The organism is Moraxella lacunata (assembly GCF_002027545.1).
Lineage (GTDB): Bacteria > Pseudomonadota > Gammaproteobacteria > Pseudomonadales > Moraxellaceae > Moraxella > Moraxella lacunata.
On record NZ_MXAN01000084.1, the window covers coordinates 1 to 16,542 of the forward strand.

Sequence of the window (16,542 nt, forward strand, 5' to 3'; positions counted from 1 at the left end):
TGGAAAGGGGTCTATTGTAAAAAACAATCCGACCACTTAATTTTAAAATTAAGTTAAAATCTTAAAAATTTACACAATTAAGTGGTCGGATAGCCATTTTTCATGCAAAAATTGATTTAAAACGTTAAATTTTCATCTTACTTTTATAAAAATGTTATCAATGGTAGGCACGCCCCAAAAACATTGGGGTAAATATTCATCCCAATGTTTTTATTTTTTCAAATCAATCATTTAAATTTGACAATTTGAATTTAACTTAAATTTTTATATTTAATATTAGACTTCCTGCAAAACCCTGAATTAAAGAAAACCGTTCGTGGTGAGCCATGCCTACCCATGACGGTTTTCCGCCACCCGCAGGCATGGCTCAGGGCGAACGGAAAACTGGTTTTGCAGGAAGTTTATTTTTAAAAACCTATTGTTAATCCACCCCACTTTTTATGTCATCATGCACTAATAATCCTGTTTGGCGGATTGTCGGGGTATTGACCGCTTTTAATAATGCCTGCTCGGTGCTGTATATCGCCACTTTGGTTTTGGCACGGGTAATGGCGGTATAAATCAGCTCCTTGGATAACAAACGCTCATTATCATCATTAAAGACCACAGCGACTTTTTCAAATTCTGACCCCTGTGATTTATGCACGGTCATCGCATAGGCGGTTGTGGCAATATCACCGTCTAGCATATTAATCGGCAAGCCTTTTACCGAATCACCAAAATACACCGACAATTCATGACCCCGTTTACCACTTTGCAAACAAATGCCAATATCACCATTAAACAACCCCAAATCATAGCGATTTTTTAATATCATCACAGGGCGACCATGATACCAAGGCGATTTTACCGTGGCTAGTTTTAAATATTCACGGTGTAGCGATTCAATAAAGCCATTAATCAGCTCATCGCCACAACTGCCAATATGTGATGCGGTCAAAATACGATATTGGTTAAACCGCTCATTTAATGTTTTTAGCTGTTTTTGTTTTTCATCATCGTTATATGTGGCAAACTGTTTTTTTAATGTTTTGGTTAAAGCAAAAAAGCCGTCAGATGTCATATATTCATCAGCGATGTTTTTATAAAATTGCTGTCGCAAAAATGACGGCTGTGCTGTTAAAAAGGCAATGTCCGTCCATGACAGATGACTCTCTTTATGAATGAGTGCGATGAGCTTGTCAAAGGCGATGTTCTCTGGTTGATTGACAAGCTGTGCCAAACGCCCAATGCCCGAATCCTTAGAAAAACGGTTGGATACGACCAAATGCGTGCGTGTCGTCATCAAGCTCGGTATGCGACACAAATCCGCCAACACCGCCCCTGCGTCCACCGCCGAGAGCTGATGAGCGTCGCCAAGCAGGATAATCCTAGCCCCACGCTTGACGGCACAGAGTAGATGACGTGCCAGCTCCGTGCCCAGCATGGACGCTTCATCTACGATAATCAACTCATAAGGCAGTGGGTTTGACGCATGGTAGCGGGGCATGCCACTCATGCCAATGCCAAGTAGGCGATGAATGGTCATCGGCTCAGGCAGGACGATGTGGCTCTGACTGCCCGAAAGTGCATTTTGAAGTGACTCCGCCATCCGCTGTGACGCCTTGCCCGTAGGGGCGACCAGTGCCAGACTCAGCTCCCCGCCCATATCTGATACGGCGTGGTGCAACGCCAGTACAATCTGTGCGACCGTAAAAGTCTTGCCCGTCCCCGGCCCGCCCGTGATGATACTAAATGGCTCACTCGCCACCTGCCTGATGGCTTGCTGCTGCTCAGGATTTAGCGATAGGTTGATGGGCAAATCTAGGGCATGTATGGGACTGTGGCGAATCTCATGGATAGCGGATAACAGCTCACGCTCCGCCTGATAACTGCGACCAAGCCATAGATACAGCGTGTCATCATCATGATAAAACACCACCGCCCTATCTGGTCGCTCATCATCGCCATGAACAAAGAAAGGATTGGCATGCAATCGCTTGATAAACTCATCAAAATCCCGCCCCAGCGTGATACTCGTCAGATAATAAAAACGCAACGCACAAATCATCAGCTCGCCAAGCTGTGTCACCACCTGCTCATCTGACTGATGGCTGTGGCTTTTGGTGATAATGCTATGCTGATAATACCGCTCTTTTAGGTCATGTTGGGTGTGATGAATATAATGAGCCAACGTCGTTTTGTCATTTGATAATTCATCAATACGCCCAAAAATGGCATTAAAATCTAAATCATCGCCCACTTTATCGCCAATCAATGACATCACAGGATGTAATACTGACAACTGCCACGGGCTTAATTTATCATGGGCGGTATTTTGGGTATTATTAATATCATCATGCTTATTTAATATTAACACCGTATGCCCGTCATGCAATAACTGACTGATGACAAAATGAATCAAACAAAATATCGTCTCATCAGCCGTATTAAATACAAAATCATCAATACGCCCTGTCTTATGATACCACTGAGCATTATCCTGCATGCGTCTGGTGAGATATTGGGCGATGTTGTTTTGATAGGGGGTATTCATGGATTTCCTTTTATCTTAGCGGTTTATTTTAAAATAAATAATATATTAATTGGTTGTTTAGCCAAATTATGCAATTAAATTATTTAAAAACTTAAAATCACTTAATCAAATATAAAAACTTGACCAAATCACTTAGTCAAATAATTTAGCCAAATAATTTGTCTAACGCATAAATAAGTGGTAATGGCACTTGCCAAGCAATATGCCCCAAAGCCGGGTCATGTTTATCCACACCCCGCAAAAAGACAAATTCCACCGCTCCCAAATACTGCTCTTCACACCCGACATAGTCTTTTATGCGTAATTTTAATAAACGGTGCAATGCCACTTGATATACACACGCTTGGAGCCAATAGCCTGCTTTATTCATGGCGGATTCTAATGATTCACGGCGATAATGCGACAGACTCTCGCCAATAAAGTTGGATTTATAATCCACAACATAAAACTTGCCTTGATGTTCATAAACCAAATCCATTTCGCCATTGAGATATTTATAATAAGCAGATGGGTTTTGCTCGGTGAGTATTATCTCTTTGTCGCTGTGCGTTTTAAATATCTCATTTAGCTCATTGATATTAAAAGACTCGGTCAATCTTAGGGTAAAAGACATTTCTTTGGCAAGGCGATTGGGGGCTAATGCACTCAAACTCACCTTTGATGATAAAAATGGTATATGGCTAATGTCATACAGCCATTCTATCAATGCTTGATGATGGTTTAATACAGCCTGATTAGCTAATTCATCATTTTGCTCATGCGATATATCGCCATGAGTGCTGTGATAAGCGTGGGCAAAGTTTAATTGGCGAATCTCATCATCAATGCGACTGCTGATGTTGTTTTTATCATTGGGGTCGATAAATTGTAATAAATGATGTAAAAACGTTCCTGCATTCACGCCTTTTTCAAATAATGGGCGAATGTCATTCTCAGGATAAGGGATAATATCATCCATGGGCGTCGCCATTTGTGGGATGATGGTTATCTCATCATCAATGGCATTATCATCATCCATGACCGATGGTTTATTAAACACACTCATCAATGCCGTGGCACTGGTCTTGGACGCCCCATAAAAATACGCCTTGGCAAATACCTCCTGCCACGGCTGATAATGTATCGGGGTCAATACCACATCATCGCCTTGATGGTTATCGGTTATCAGCTGTTTTGATTTTGCCAAATTAATGACATCCACTTTTTTTGTCGGTTGTTGCGTCAATCGCTCGGGCAATATGATATCTTTCTGTTTACAATCAAACCATAAAAACAATGGTCGCTCATCTATTTGACCAGCATTATATAAATCCTGCCCGACCACAAAAGTCTGCTCTGACGCTCGGGTCAATGCCACATAACCCACTCGCAAACGCTCATCAAGCAATTCTTGGTTTTGTTTGGTTTTATAATAATTGCTTATTATCTCGTTATCAGCCACTTTATCTTTGATGGGCGATATACGGCGGTTATATCGCTCATCACTATAAGCATAAAACATGTCTTTCTGGTTCTTACTTGTGGCAGGGTCATCCAAATTCATGACATAGACAATGGGAAATTCCAAACCTTTTGATTTGTGAATGGTCATGAGATTCACGCCCGACTCGCTTGGCAATATTATCCGTTGATAATCTTCATTATCATCTTGTCCTGTCATTTTATCAGCAAGCCAATTCATGAGTTTTATCTCATTATTATCCTGATGGGTATATTCTCGCCCTATCAGTTCGGTCAGTTGCCACAAATCCGCCAAATATCGCTCGCCTGCCTTAGCAGATGTTTGCCACAGATTATCATCGGATAACGGATGGTGTAATAAAGCATAAGTCAAAGCACTGGCAATGCCATATTTTAAAAACCGCTGATGGCATTCTTTTAAATAAAAAACAACGGACTGGGCGACTTGTTCATCATTTAATAAATCAGTAACCTCTCTTAACTCATAACCAAATAATTGGGTAATAAAAAGTCGCCCTAAAATCTCTCGCTCTTGGCTTATCATGGCAGTAAGCAGGGCATATAAATCTTTTGCCGACTCTGTGGTAAAAACATTAATGTCATTGGGAGAAATTGATGGAATGCCTAATTTATCCAACTGTTTTTTTAGTTGTGCCAAATCTTTTTTGGTGCGTGCCAATACCGCAATGTCATCAGGTTTGATTTTTTTATCATCAAGGGTATGTCCGCCTTGCAATAAGCTATTGATATGATGGGCGATGTATTGGTATTTATCCAGCTTTTTATTGTCATCATCTTTTTTATAAGGCAAATACAATAATGTTAATGGCTTATGCCCCAAATAATCAGGCAATGCTGACTTATTTAAATATTGCCATGATAATAAACTCTGCTCTTTATGGGCGGTGATGGACTGATAATAAATGCCGTCGCCCAGATAAGCAGGATTATGGGCGATATCTTGATGAGCGAACCAATGATTTAAACTGTCGATTAACTCGCCATTAGAACGGCGGTTGGTTGTGAGTGTCAGCTCGCTGTTTAATAAAGGCGGTAATATATCGGTCTGTCCATAATGTTTAATGCTGTTATAATTGGCAACATCCCCACCCCGAAAACGATAAATCGCCTGCTTGGGGTCGCCAACCAATAATAAAAATCCCGTGCTAGATTTGCCTTTGTCTCGCCTTTCTTTAAAATAATCCAAATAAACAAGCTCTATTAAGCGTTTTTGCAGTCCATTAATGTCTTGGGATTCATCAATGAGTGCCACAGGATAATGATGGCGAATGTGCCTTGCCAGCTCAGGGCTATGCTCTAAGGCTTCGATGAGTCGCACCATTTGAAAAGTAAAGGTGCTTTTGTGCTGACGCTCTAAGGTGCTTTTTAATAATACCCGCACGTCCTTGGCGATGGTTTGATATAAATAGGATTTATAATAATCAGCAATTTCCTTGATGGCAGTTACTGTTTCACGGATGATGAATAATTTATCCAGCGGCAAAGCAAGAAAGGCTTGTTTGTTATCTTCAAAGCCTTTTTTAAAATTTGTTTCTTTTTTAATATCTTCTAACTTATCCAAAAAACTTTTATCTTCATCACTGATATGATTCACAAAATCTAAATGATGGATTTTTATCATTTCCATGATGTTTTTTAAACGTCCAAACTCTTTGATGGCTGTACCGACATTTTTAAACCCAAATGCCAGCATATAATCAAGCTCATAAAACGGCTCAAAGACCGATATAACCTCAAAGACAGACATTAGCCGTTTATCCAACATCGCCAAATAGTCATCCACACTTGCCATGGTATCGATGGGAGCGTCATAGAAATTCAACGCCACGGTAACCGCTTGATGTGCCGAACCTATATCACTAAACACCGCCTTGTCAATGAGTGCATACAGTGGCAACTGAGCCACTCGCACATGCTCACGGCGTAGGGCGTCATGAATGAATGCATGGGTTAGCTCATTGCTGCTCGTGCTAAGCTCGGTATTCATCTGATAGCCGATTTGGTCGGCAAATTCTTTGAGCCACTTTTGGGCAAGACTGTCAAGCGTTCCCACAAACAGCTTATCCAACGTCGCAAGCAGGAGTGAACACCGCCGAATCGCCAACGTCAAGGCGTTGGGGTCGCTGTCTGTGATGAGCTGTTTTATCAAATGCTCATTAATCGGGTCATCATGGTCGGCAATGCCTGCCACGCCTGCCTGCTCTACTATCTGCCCCCATGTCTCATTGATGTCTCTGACGGTATCGCCGTCCATATCTTGGGCGTGATAAAACCAGTGGGCATGAGCTGCCTTTTGCCCGTTTAGCCAAGAGACATAGCGATAAAAACTACTGATACGAGCCTGTATCCGCTCTTGCATTTCGCTGGCGGACGCTCGTGTGAAGGTCGTGGCAATAATACGCTCGGGGGCGTATTTTTTCTCTATCAATAGCCGTAAAATAATGCCGGTCAATGTCCATGTCTTGCCCGTGCCTGCGGACGCTTCTATCAAATAGCCATTACTGAGCGTGCAAGCAATGGCAGGGATGTGGGATTGGGTTGTCATTTATTGTCCTTATCACTTTTTTCATTAATTTTGGTTCAAAAAGTATGCTAATAAGAAAACCGTTCATGGTGAGCCATGCCTGCCCATGACGGTTTTCCTACCCGCAGGCATGGCTCAGGGCGAACGGAAAACCGAGTTTGGCATACCTTTTAAACTATTACCTTTTTTCATTTAACTTATCAACAGCAATCAGCGAGCCAAACATCAGCTGATACAGTGGCAACGCTAAGGGTAGATATGTCGTCAGGGCTTTGTAGGGGTCAGCCCCTTGTAATGCCAACTGCCATGTCTCATGGCGACTGTCGGTTTCATAAATATCACTATATTCATACCCTATCCATTTTTCAAACAGCTTAGGCGTGATTTTTACATCATCTGTCTGACTACGGGCGATGTACGCCAAAGCGTCTCGGTGCGTCATGACAATCAGCTCACGTTTGGCAAGCTGTGCCAATACGATTAGGTTTAGAATATGGGCTTTGGCGGTGCGTGTGTCAATGCCCCCGATGGCAAATGTCCGCCCCGACAGATGAGTGTCCCCGCCTGCCTTACGGTATTGCCACAGGCTAAATTTATCATCATCGCCCGTCATCTGCCATAACAGATGATGAACAAAAAAACGGAACAAATGCTCAGCTCGGGCGGTGTTTGGTAAGATGGTTCGCCATGATGTGTCAGGTGTGTTAGATAGGTCAGATGTGTCATTGGTCGGCAGACTGGCAGTGATGTCAATGTGGATGTCATCACAGATGAGTGGGGCACTTTGTTCAGAAGTGGTGCTTAGCACACCGCCCCCAGTACCTAATGCCTTGGCATAACGCTCATCCTGCCTGAGTGTATCTAGCGTATTGCCAAACTCGCCAAGGTCGTCTTTGAGCTGGGTAAAATACTCATCAGGCGTGGATAAGCGTAACTGCCCTGCTGGCAGTCGGTCGCCATAATACAGCGACTGCATGGCAAAGATGGCGTCATTATGGCGATGGTCGCCTGCCCTACTCATGGTGTCTAGCACCTGCCGAAATGACTCATCGCCCGTCTGCGTGTCAAACAGCCCAAACTGTGCCCCACGAATGAACAGCTCATTCATGTGATAATTAGCCAATGAGTCTAAGCTCAACGGCTCGTTTTGCTCATCGGGGGTGCGTTCTTTGTCAATCTTGACTTTGTCATGTAGGTAGGTTTTGCTTAGGTTTTTAAAGCGACCGATAAGCTCGCCTGCCTGCATGTGTGTCGGCAAGGTCAGCTCATAATGCTCGCACATCGCCTTGATATGATGGGCAAGTGCCTTATCATCTGGGCAAGCCAAAGACTGCCCAAGCCAGTCTGCTAACTCCTGCACTGCCTTATCATCCATGATAAGCGATGATGGCTGTGGCGTGGCGACTGGGCTGTCTAGGGTGTGGCGGATGTCTTGCCACAGCTGTGGTGGGGGCAGGGCTTGTTTTTGGCGGTGTTTTAGAGCGGTCAGTCTCGCTGTTAGGTGTGCTTTGAGCTGTCCTGCCATGTCATCGGCAGGGGTTATCTGATGGTCATCATGATAATACACCGCCTTGTCAAAGAATGTCGGGCTATGGTAAGTGATGAGATAATCTTCGACTAGGGCAGGCATGAGCTGATTGATGAGCATGGTAATGTCATCATTCATGTCGTCTGTCTCTGTCTCTACATCCGTCTGCCAATCATTCATGCCGTCAGCTCGCCACTGAGCTTCGGTTTTTAAAAACTCTATCAGCTCTCCCACGACAGACGCAGGTAACAGCTTGGTTTTGCCGTCACTGCTTAGTCCTTGATAAAAAATCAAACACGCATCTTTGGTGCATAGCAAGGCATCCAAAAACGCCCCATTATCATCATCTTCGTTATAGCGGTCGCCCAGTCGTCGCACCCCTGCACGCATCAAATCAAGTCGCACCGCCCTGTCTTGGCGTGGAAAGGACGCCAAATTCATGTCCAGCATGACCGTCAAACCAAAAGGAATACTCCGCACCGCCCCAAAGCGGGCAAAGGTAATGACTTCTGATGGCTCGGCACTAATCGCCTGTGCCTTGACTGTCTCGGACAGGCTCTCCAATACGAACTTCATCGACAGGCGAATGTCATCAGCACTTGCCACACTGCCGACCTGCTCCTGCCCCACGGTCAGATGGCGATGATAATAGCGATTCGCTCGCAGGCTACTCATCATGGCGTTTTTGGTGTTAAAAATCGCCCGCATGGCAACGCTGTCATGCCAATGCCCAAAGTAGCGGTTGATGACGTCATGCTCGATGTGGTTCAAAAGTCGCTCCACGCTGTCCACGGCAGTGAGCTGTTGGCGGTTGGTAGATAGCCCCGCATGGATGGCGGTCAAGGCATGAATCACAGGCTCGTCGCCCAGACTTACGCCCATGAGCGGTAGGCTTGCTTCACCAAACGCCCCTGCACGCCACACAAAGGGATGTAAGGCACGGCTTGGGGTTTTGGTCGAGGTCAATAGCCCCAACACCAAACGGTCTAAGGCATGGCTAAACGTATAACGATAATCGCTGTCATCAGCGTGCAATGTCGCCGATAAGTGCCTTTCATCAAAACCCCGTCTAAACCCTGCCTGCCTTAGTAGTTCCACGCCCCGTCTCATCTCATCAAACGACAGCCCAAAGCTCTCATATAACGCAGGGGTCAGTAGCCACTCATAGACTTCATCAGCATAAAACCGACTGGTCGGTTCACCAAGCAAGGTATAAAAACCCATGATAGCCCCTATCAGCTCATCAATGTTCTTATCAGGCGTGCCTGTGATTTTGATAGGCAAGGTCAGCCCGTCCGCCCCCCGTCCGTCAGGGAACACCGAGCGAATGATGTCTTCGCTACTGACGATGTCAGGCAGTAGCACGACCACATCAGCAAGACTTCGCTCGGGGTTATCATTGAGATATTTGGCTATCATGAGCCGAGACAGCTCCAATTGGCGTTTTAGGCTGTGGCAGGCGTGAATGGAGAGACTGCCCATGTCCGCCCCGATGTCTAGCCCAAGCGGTATCTTGGGGCGGACTTTTTGCATGAGCATATCATCTGCCACGTCATCAGCATGGGCAAATAGCTCATCATCGAGCAGAGTCGCCACGACTTGCCCGCCTGCCTGCTCATGGACGTCCTTATCATGGTTTAGCATGAGAATGTCCGCCTTTAAGCCTTGTAGCAGGTTCGGCAGTGTGCCACCGTCAGGCACGGACTCATCAAAATCATCCTGCCAACGCACCTGCCATGTGGCGTGACTGTCGCCCCCTGATAGGTCGGCAAGCATGGCAAAGGTATCTCGGGACTCTTTGCCCAGTCGCGACAGCAGTCCATGCCCGTAGTCTTTGAGATAGACCATGTGCGGACGGATGATTTGCTGAGTTTTTAGCCATTGTCTGTCCACGATGTCCGCCCAAAACATCATCGATGGGTTAAAGTGCAGTAACACCACATCTAGATACAAAGACAACTGTTTTAAAAAATCAAGCTCCACTTTGGGGATTTGTTGCACGGTAAACAGATACAGAGCTTTGGGCAGAGCTTGTATGGCACGCATGGACAAAGTTTCGTTATTGGTATGATTGGCGTTGTTAGCAGTGCCGTCTCGCTTGCCTGACAGCACCTGCCAAAAACGCTCTTCTAGTGCCAAGCGATAACGATACGTCTCGCCAAAAAGCTGTTGCCACAGATAGCCAAGCAGTCGCTCCAAATCCAAATAATGCTCTATGAGCCATTCAGGCATGTCGCTGTCATTGGTTTTATCATCAGACTTGTCATTATTGGCTGTATCGCCTGCTATATCATCACTGTCGTTGCTCGGTTGTATCACCCCAAAGGCTTTATCCAGTCGCTCTTTCTCGCTCATCATCTGCTTGACGGTATCGGTGAGCGACACGCCATTTGCCCAGTCATGAAGCCACTCGGGACGATGGGTCAAATACCGCACATACAGGCGTGATAACTCATCGCACGCCTGCCACAGCCGAGTCTCGGGCAGGCTATTCGTGTCGTCATCATACAAAGGTTTTATCAAAAAATAAAGCGGATGAGCCGTATCATCAAGCAGTTGGGCATTTTTTTCAAACTCGCTCATCACAAAGCCAAAAATCCGCCAACGCATGATGGACGCGGACAAAACCGCCACTTCTGGCACGGACAGAGCGTCATGGGGATGTGCCTGTGCATCTAACTCCAACACCTTTTTCATCATGTCCCACTGGTATTTGCCCCAAAACTGGGCGGTAAACAGCGTGCTAATGCCCACACGGCTCGCCACAGTCTTGGTCAGCCAGTCGCCTAACACCATGGACGGCACGATGACGGTAAACGGGGTAAAAATCAGATGGGCAAGGTCATCTTCTGCGTTATTTTTTTGATAAAAATCAATCAAATGACCCACAAGACGGTCGGTGTTATTGGACTGGATGATGTGAAACATGGACAAATCAGCTCGGTATTGATGATAAGATGATGACTGGGATAACCCCGAAAAATTTCCTTAATTTTACCGTGATTTTGGCAAATTTTCCATGTTATAATAACCCCATTTAAGCAATTATTGACAATTTACACCCAACAAACCTGATATTTACCACGGGGATTGGCTCCACACATCCTTTAATGTTGTCATTTTTATAGGCGTGCTCAGCACGCCCCTACATCCAAACACCATTGCGTTTGTGGTAATTTTGAAGTTTTTGGGTGTATCAACACAAATCCCAATCCATTGATTCATATCATGAAAAAATCCGACATCAAACACGCCTGCTCCAAATGCTATCCTTATCTTAAAAAAGCCGTGTTGGGTGTCTTGGCGGTGTTTGTATTGCTGTTTGTGGTGTCGCTGGGCGTAGGCTTTTATCAAAACAGCCAAGAGATTAACCCCATACCTGTGGCGTTGTGATGGTGTATTAAACAAATTTTTCGGGGGAAAATGCAATTTGACCTACGATAATTTTTTAAAATCAATCAGTTATCTTTTTAAATATGTTTTTCCAACAAATTTACCAAAATACCATACATAAACACGACTTATTTTAAACATGAAATTTTAAAAGCCATACTTCAATCTCAACTTAAAGTTATAAATTATTGATTTTTCAATGATTATTTTTTGGGTTGTAGGGCGAATTGCAATTCGCCCTTGATAAATCAACCACTTACATAAAGTTGAGAATGGGGTAAACCATTTAACTTTTAAAAACCATTTAACAGCCAATAACCTTTTATTTTACCAATTATTTATTTTACCAATTATTTTCCCAAACCCATTTTAAAAATTAAAAACAGAGCGAATTTATGTCATTTGTGCATTTGGGTGTGCGTACCGAATACGCCATTGTTGATTCTATCGTTAAAATCAAAGAGCTGGTCAAACGTGCCGTGGATGACGGACAGACCGCCCTAGGCATTGCCGATTTTAAAAACACCTTTGCCCTAGTCAAGTTCTACAAAGCCTGCCTTGGTGCTAGTATCAAGCCCTTGCTTGGCACAGAGGTCATCACGGGTGATGATTTTAGTGCGACTGCCGAACATGAGAGTTTTAGCGTCATACTCTACGCCATGAACAACGACGGCTACCAAAACATCCTACGCCTAGTCTCGGACAGCTACACCAACCGACCCATGGGCGAGAACGGTAAAGTAACAGTCAGCACACCCATTGTGTTAAAGCGGGATTTGTTCGACCCTGCCAAGAACGCAGGGATTATCGCCATACTCACGCACCGCTCGGAGATAACGTCCGCCTTGCGTGGGGGGATGAATGCGATAGGCACATGGCAACAAGCCTTTGGCGACCGTCTGTATTTGGCGGTCAAACGCACCCACGTCCATGATGACGACCTAAACCGTGACATCATCATGGCAGGGGCGAGATTTGGCGTGCCTATCATCGCTCATAATGACGTGCGTTTTATGAACGCCAGTGTCCGCAGTCAAGGCAAAGAAGACACCGCCAGCACGGACTTTGACGCTCACGAAGCTCGTGTGTGTATCGCCAGTGGCTATGTGTTGGCGGACACCACACGCCCCCGCATTTATAGTGAGTTGCAGTATTTTAAAACCCAAAGCGAGATGAGTGCGTTGTTTGCTGACATCCCCCAAGTCATCGAAAACACCGCCCTGTTGGCGTCTCGCTGTAACGTCACGCTCACCCTTGGCAAAAACTTTTTGCCCGCCTTTCCCATACCCGAAGGCATGACCGAAGAAGAGTTTTTCCGCAAGACATCCGAAGATGGGCTAAACAGACGACTAGATAAACTCCATCCGCCCGAGAGCCGAGACGAGAGCTGGGCGGACGTGCGAGAACCTTATGATGAACGCCTTGAATTTGAAGTGGACATCATCTTAAAAATGGGCTTTCCCGGCTATTTTCTCATCGTGATGGACTTTATCCGCTGGGCAAAAGAAAATGGCGTGCCTGTCGGGCCGGGTCGTGGCTCGGGGGCAGGCTCGCTTGTGGCATATAGCCTAAACATCACTGACTTAGACCCTTTGCGGTATGATTTGCTTTTTGAGAGATTCTTAAACCCTGAGCGTGTCAGCATGCCTGACTTTGATGTGGACTTTTGTATCGAAGGGCGAGACCGTGTCATCGCTTATGTTGCCGATACTTATGGGCGAATGGCGGTCTCACAAATCATCACCTTCGGTACAATGGCGGCAAGGGCGGTGGTGCGAGACGTGGCACGGGTGCAGGGCAAATCATATGGTCTTGCCGATAAAATCTCCAAACTCATCCCCAAAACCCCCGGTATCTCGCTTGATGACGCGGTCAAAGAAGAGCCTTTGTTAAAAGATTTGCTCACCAATGCCGACACCCAAGACCACGAACAGGCGGTTGAGATTTGGGAGATGGCACAAAAACTTGAAGGCATGACCCGTAACGTCGGCAAGCACGCAGGGGGCGTACTCATCGCCCCGAATCGTATCAGTGATTTTAGTGCCATTTATGCCGATGATGAAGGGCATTTTGTCAGTCAGTATGATAAAGATGATGTCGAAGCGGTCGGACTGGTGAAGTTTGACTTTTTGGGGCTTAGAAACCTGACCGTCATCAAATCCGCCATTAACAACATCGATGAACGCCTTGCCAGAGAAGGGCTTGACCCCATTGACCTAGATGAATTGCCCCTAGATGACACGGCGGTGTATGAGCATGTCCTGCAAAATGGCAACACCACGGCAGTATTCCAGCTTGAAAGCTCGGGCATGAAAAAATACCTAAAACAGTTAAAACCGTCCAACATCGAAGACGTCATCGCCATGTGTGCCTTGTACCGCCCCGGCCCTTTGGAGACGGGGATGGTGTCGGATTTTATCGACCGCAAACACGGCATACAAGAAGTCGCCTACCCTGACCCCCAATATCAACACGACTGGCTAAAACCTGCCTTGGAGCCGACTTATGGGGTCATCGTCTATCAAGAACAAGTCATGCAAATCGCCCAGACCTTAGCAGGCTACACCCTAGGCGGAGCGGACATGCTAAGACGTGCCATGGGCAAGAAAAAGCCCGAAGAGATGGCAGCTCAGCGATCGGTGTTCGAAGAAGGGGCGATAGGACTTGGCGTGGATGGTGAGCTTGCCATTAAGATTTTTGAACTTGTGGAGAAATTTGCAGGCTATGGGTTTAACAAATCGCACTCGGCAGCCTATGGCGTGCTTGCCTACCAAACCGCTTATCTAAAACATTACTACCCTGCCGAGTTCATGGCGGCGGTACTGACATCGGAGATGGACGACACCGATACCGTGGTCTTTTTAATCAGCGACTGCAAGGATAACTTTGACTTAGAAGTGCTACCGCCATCGGTCAATCACAGCCAATTTCACTTCGTCGCTCGTGACCCCAAAACCATCATCTATGGACTAGGAGCAGTCAAAGGCGTGGGCGAAGACGCGGTCGCCAGTATCGTCAAGGCAAGAAGCGAAGGGGCTTTTAAGGATTTATACGATTTTTGTAACCGTGTGGACACCAAAAAAGTCGGCAAACGTGCCTTGGAAGCTCTCATCAATGCTGGCTGTTTTGATGACCTAGCAGGCGTGCTACGTCCCGAACTGCTTGACATTCATGGCAAAAACTTATCCTACCAAATCCGTGGCGGACTCTGGGAACAACTCCCCCAAGCCATGGAAGTGGCTCACCAAAACCGACTAAACAGCGAAGCAGGTACGTTTGACTTATTTGCCGAAGTAGATGAGGGTCTGTCCGTCGCTCCGCCCTTGCCTGACATCATCTGGGGCGACCAAACTCGCCTGCGTGGCGAGAAAGACACGTTAGGACTGTATCTGACAGGTCATCCCATGGATGCTTATCGTGATGAATTGCCTCGCTATACCAACGTCAAAAACCTAAGCGAAGTGTCCGAGACAGGCTATGGTAAATTTGCCTTAGTGGCAGGACTGGTGATAGACGTGGCAAACTTTGGCAACCGTGTCGCCATCACCTTAGATGACGGCAGTTGTCGCTTGGAGCTGAGCTGTTATATGGACAAATACCAACGTATCTCGCCCCTGCTTGAAAGCAACATCAGCCTAAATGCCGTCCTAAGCCAAAAATACGCCCATCTTGCCAAAGAAGACAAAAACTTCAATCCCAAACGTCTAAATATGCAAACATTGGCAAAGATTGACAAAAAAGACTGGGAACAGCTAAACAACCTAAACGGCGTGATTCTCATCGCTCGCATTAGCGTTAGCGAAAATGACGGACGGGTGTTCGCTCGCCTACAAGGGGGCAAGAACATCATCGAGTCTCGCCTAAAATCGTTGGACGGCTTGCACGTCAAACTGCACAGCCACGACACCGAGCGACTGTCGGTACTGACCAGCCTGCTAAAAGAGAACGTCCCGCCCAACCCTGATGAGATTGACAGATTCATCAAATCCGAAACAACGACCGAAGATGGGGGAGCCATCATTGACGCAAATGGCAACACCCCTGACGGCTGTCTGCCGGTGTCGCTGTATCTGTACGATGAATGCAGTATCTGTAAAGTGTTGACGAATGACCGTTTTCGCCTATATCCATCTGACAACAACCTAAACCGCCTAAGATACACCTTTGGGTCGGATTTGGTGGTGAAATAAGCCCTGATTTAGTTGAATTGACATGCCAAACACCCCCCTAAACCGCATTCACACCATCATGGTTAATACAACCCTGCCTGCCAATATCGGCTCGGCAGCTCGTGCCATGCACACCATGGGACTGTCCCACTTGACCGTGGTCGCCCCCCGCCTACCCATTGATGAGACCAGTCACGCCAATGCTGCTGGTGGCGCGTCCGTCCTAGATAATGCCATCATCGCCGACACCATCGAGACTGCATTATCGCCACACGCCTTGATTGTCATGGCATCGGCACGCACTCGCCATCTACCCAAGCCTGTCATCACACCAAATGAGTGTGCGGTGCTATGCCATGATTTTTTGGCTAAAAACCCCCATGCAACCGTCGCCTTGGTCTTTGGACGTGAAGACAGGGGGCTGACCAATGACGAGCTAGCACTGGCGGATTATCATGTACAAATCCCTGCCAACTCTGCCTATCCTGTGCTTAACGTGGCAAGTGCCGTGCAAGTCATTACAAGCACGCTCTATGCCTATTTTGATGAGCAAAACAGCGACAAAACCAAAGACGACACCCATTATAATCAGCACAATCTCAAATACCAGCTTAACATCCATCATCGCACCGAATGGGACGAGCCTGCCATCACCCACGCCCAAAAAATGGGGCTTGATGACGCCATCACAAGCCTACTCATCAAGCTCAATCTCGCCCGAGATGATGAGCTAAAAGACCTACCCAAACGCTTATCCCGCCTATCTTCTCGCCTGCAACTTGACCAAAAAGAATACGCCCTACTGCGAGCGTTATTGGCAAAGATTGATAAGAAGATTGGCTAAATATTGGCGAACTTACCACTTTTGGGCAATGGGCTAGGACGTGATTTTGTTATACAATCATGCCAT

At 46.2% G+C, this 16,542-nt stretch carries 6 protein-coding genes; 3 read left to right on the forward strand and 3 right to left on the reverse strand.

Features of this window, described 5'->3' with window-relative positions; all coding sequences use genetic code 11:
- Nucleotides 1-421 precede the first annotated feature (421 nt).
- The 3 genes from recD to B5J94_RS11435 all read right to left on the reverse strand — a co-directional run bounded on the left by recD (nucleotide 422) and on the right by B5J94_RS11435 (nucleotide 10,998).
- Nucleotides 422-2,536 carry an exodeoxyribonuclease V subunit alpha gene (gene recD / locus B5J94_RS11425; protein ID WP_062498909.1) on the reverse strand — a complete coding sequence of 705 codons (2,115 nt, stop codon included), beginning with the start codon at nucleotides 2,534-2,536 and terminating at the stop codon, nucleotides 422-424.
- 145 nt (nucleotides 2,537-2,681) lie between these two features.
- The gene (locus tag B5J94_RS11430; RefSeq protein WP_062498908.1) at nucleotides 2,682-6,563 is read right to left on the reverse strand and encodes a UvrD-helicase domain-containing protein; all 3,882 of its coding nucleotides are present in this window, start codon (nucleotides 6,561-6,563) and stop codon (nucleotides 2,682-2,684) included.
- Between the two features lie 157 nt (nucleotides 6,564-6,720).
- Nucleotides 6,721-10,998, reverse strand: coding sequence for an exodeoxyribonuclease V subunit gamma (locus B5J94_RS11435; RefSeq protein WP_062498907.1), 4,278 nt, complete (start codon nucleotides 10,996-10,998; stop codon nucleotides 6,721-6,723).
- A gap of 300 nt (nucleotides 10,999-11,298) precedes the next feature.
- On the opposite strand from B5J94_RS11435, the gene B5J94_RS14255 reads away from it, so the two are divergent.
- From B5J94_RS14255 to B5J94_RS11445, 3 genes are all read left to right on the forward strand, one after another.
- A complete protein-coding gene (locus B5J94_RS14255) occupies nucleotides 11,299-11,463 on the forward strand; it encodes a hypothetical protein (RefSeq protein ID WP_156471046.1) in 165 nt (54 codons plus the stop codon).
- 395 nt (nucleotides 11,464-11,858) lie between these two features.
- Nucleotides 11,859-15,653, forward strand: coding sequence for a DNA polymerase III subunit alpha (gene dnaE, locus B5J94_RS11440; protein ID WP_062498906.1), 3,795 nt, complete (start codon nucleotides 11,859-11,861; stop codon nucleotides 15,651-15,653).
- Between the two features lie 22 nt (nucleotides 15,654-15,675).
- Nucleotides 15,676-16,476, forward strand: a complete 801-nt coding sequence (locus B5J94_RS11445; protein WP_062498905.1) for an RNA methyltransferase — start codon at nucleotides 15,676-15,678, stop codon at nucleotides 16,474-16,476.
- Nucleotides 16,477-16,542: the final 66 nt, after the last annotated feature.

Coding starts and splice junctions, on each gene's coding strand:
- B5J94_RS14255 (WP_156471046.1), top strand. CDS start 11,299: ATGAAAAAATCCGACATCAAACACGCCTGCTCCAAATGCTATCCTTAT.
- B5J94_RS11430 (WP_062498908.1), bottom strand. CDS start 6,563: ATGACAACCCAATCCCACATCCCTGCCATTGCTTGCACGCTCAGTAAT.
- recD (WP_062498909.1), bottom strand. CDS start 2,536: ATGAATACCCCCTATCAAAACAACATCGCCCAATATCTCACCAGACGC.
- dnaE (WP_062498906.1), top strand. CDS start 11,859: ATGTCATTTGTGCATTTGGGTGTGCGTACCGAATACGCCATTGTTGAT.
- B5J94_RS11435 (WP_062498907.1), bottom strand. CDS start 10,998: ATGTTTCACATCATCCAGTCCAATAACACCGACCGTCTTGTGGGTCAT.
- B5J94_RS11445 (WP_062498905.1), top strand. CDS start 15,676: ATGCCAAACACCCCCCTAAACCGCATTCACACCATCATGGTTAATACA.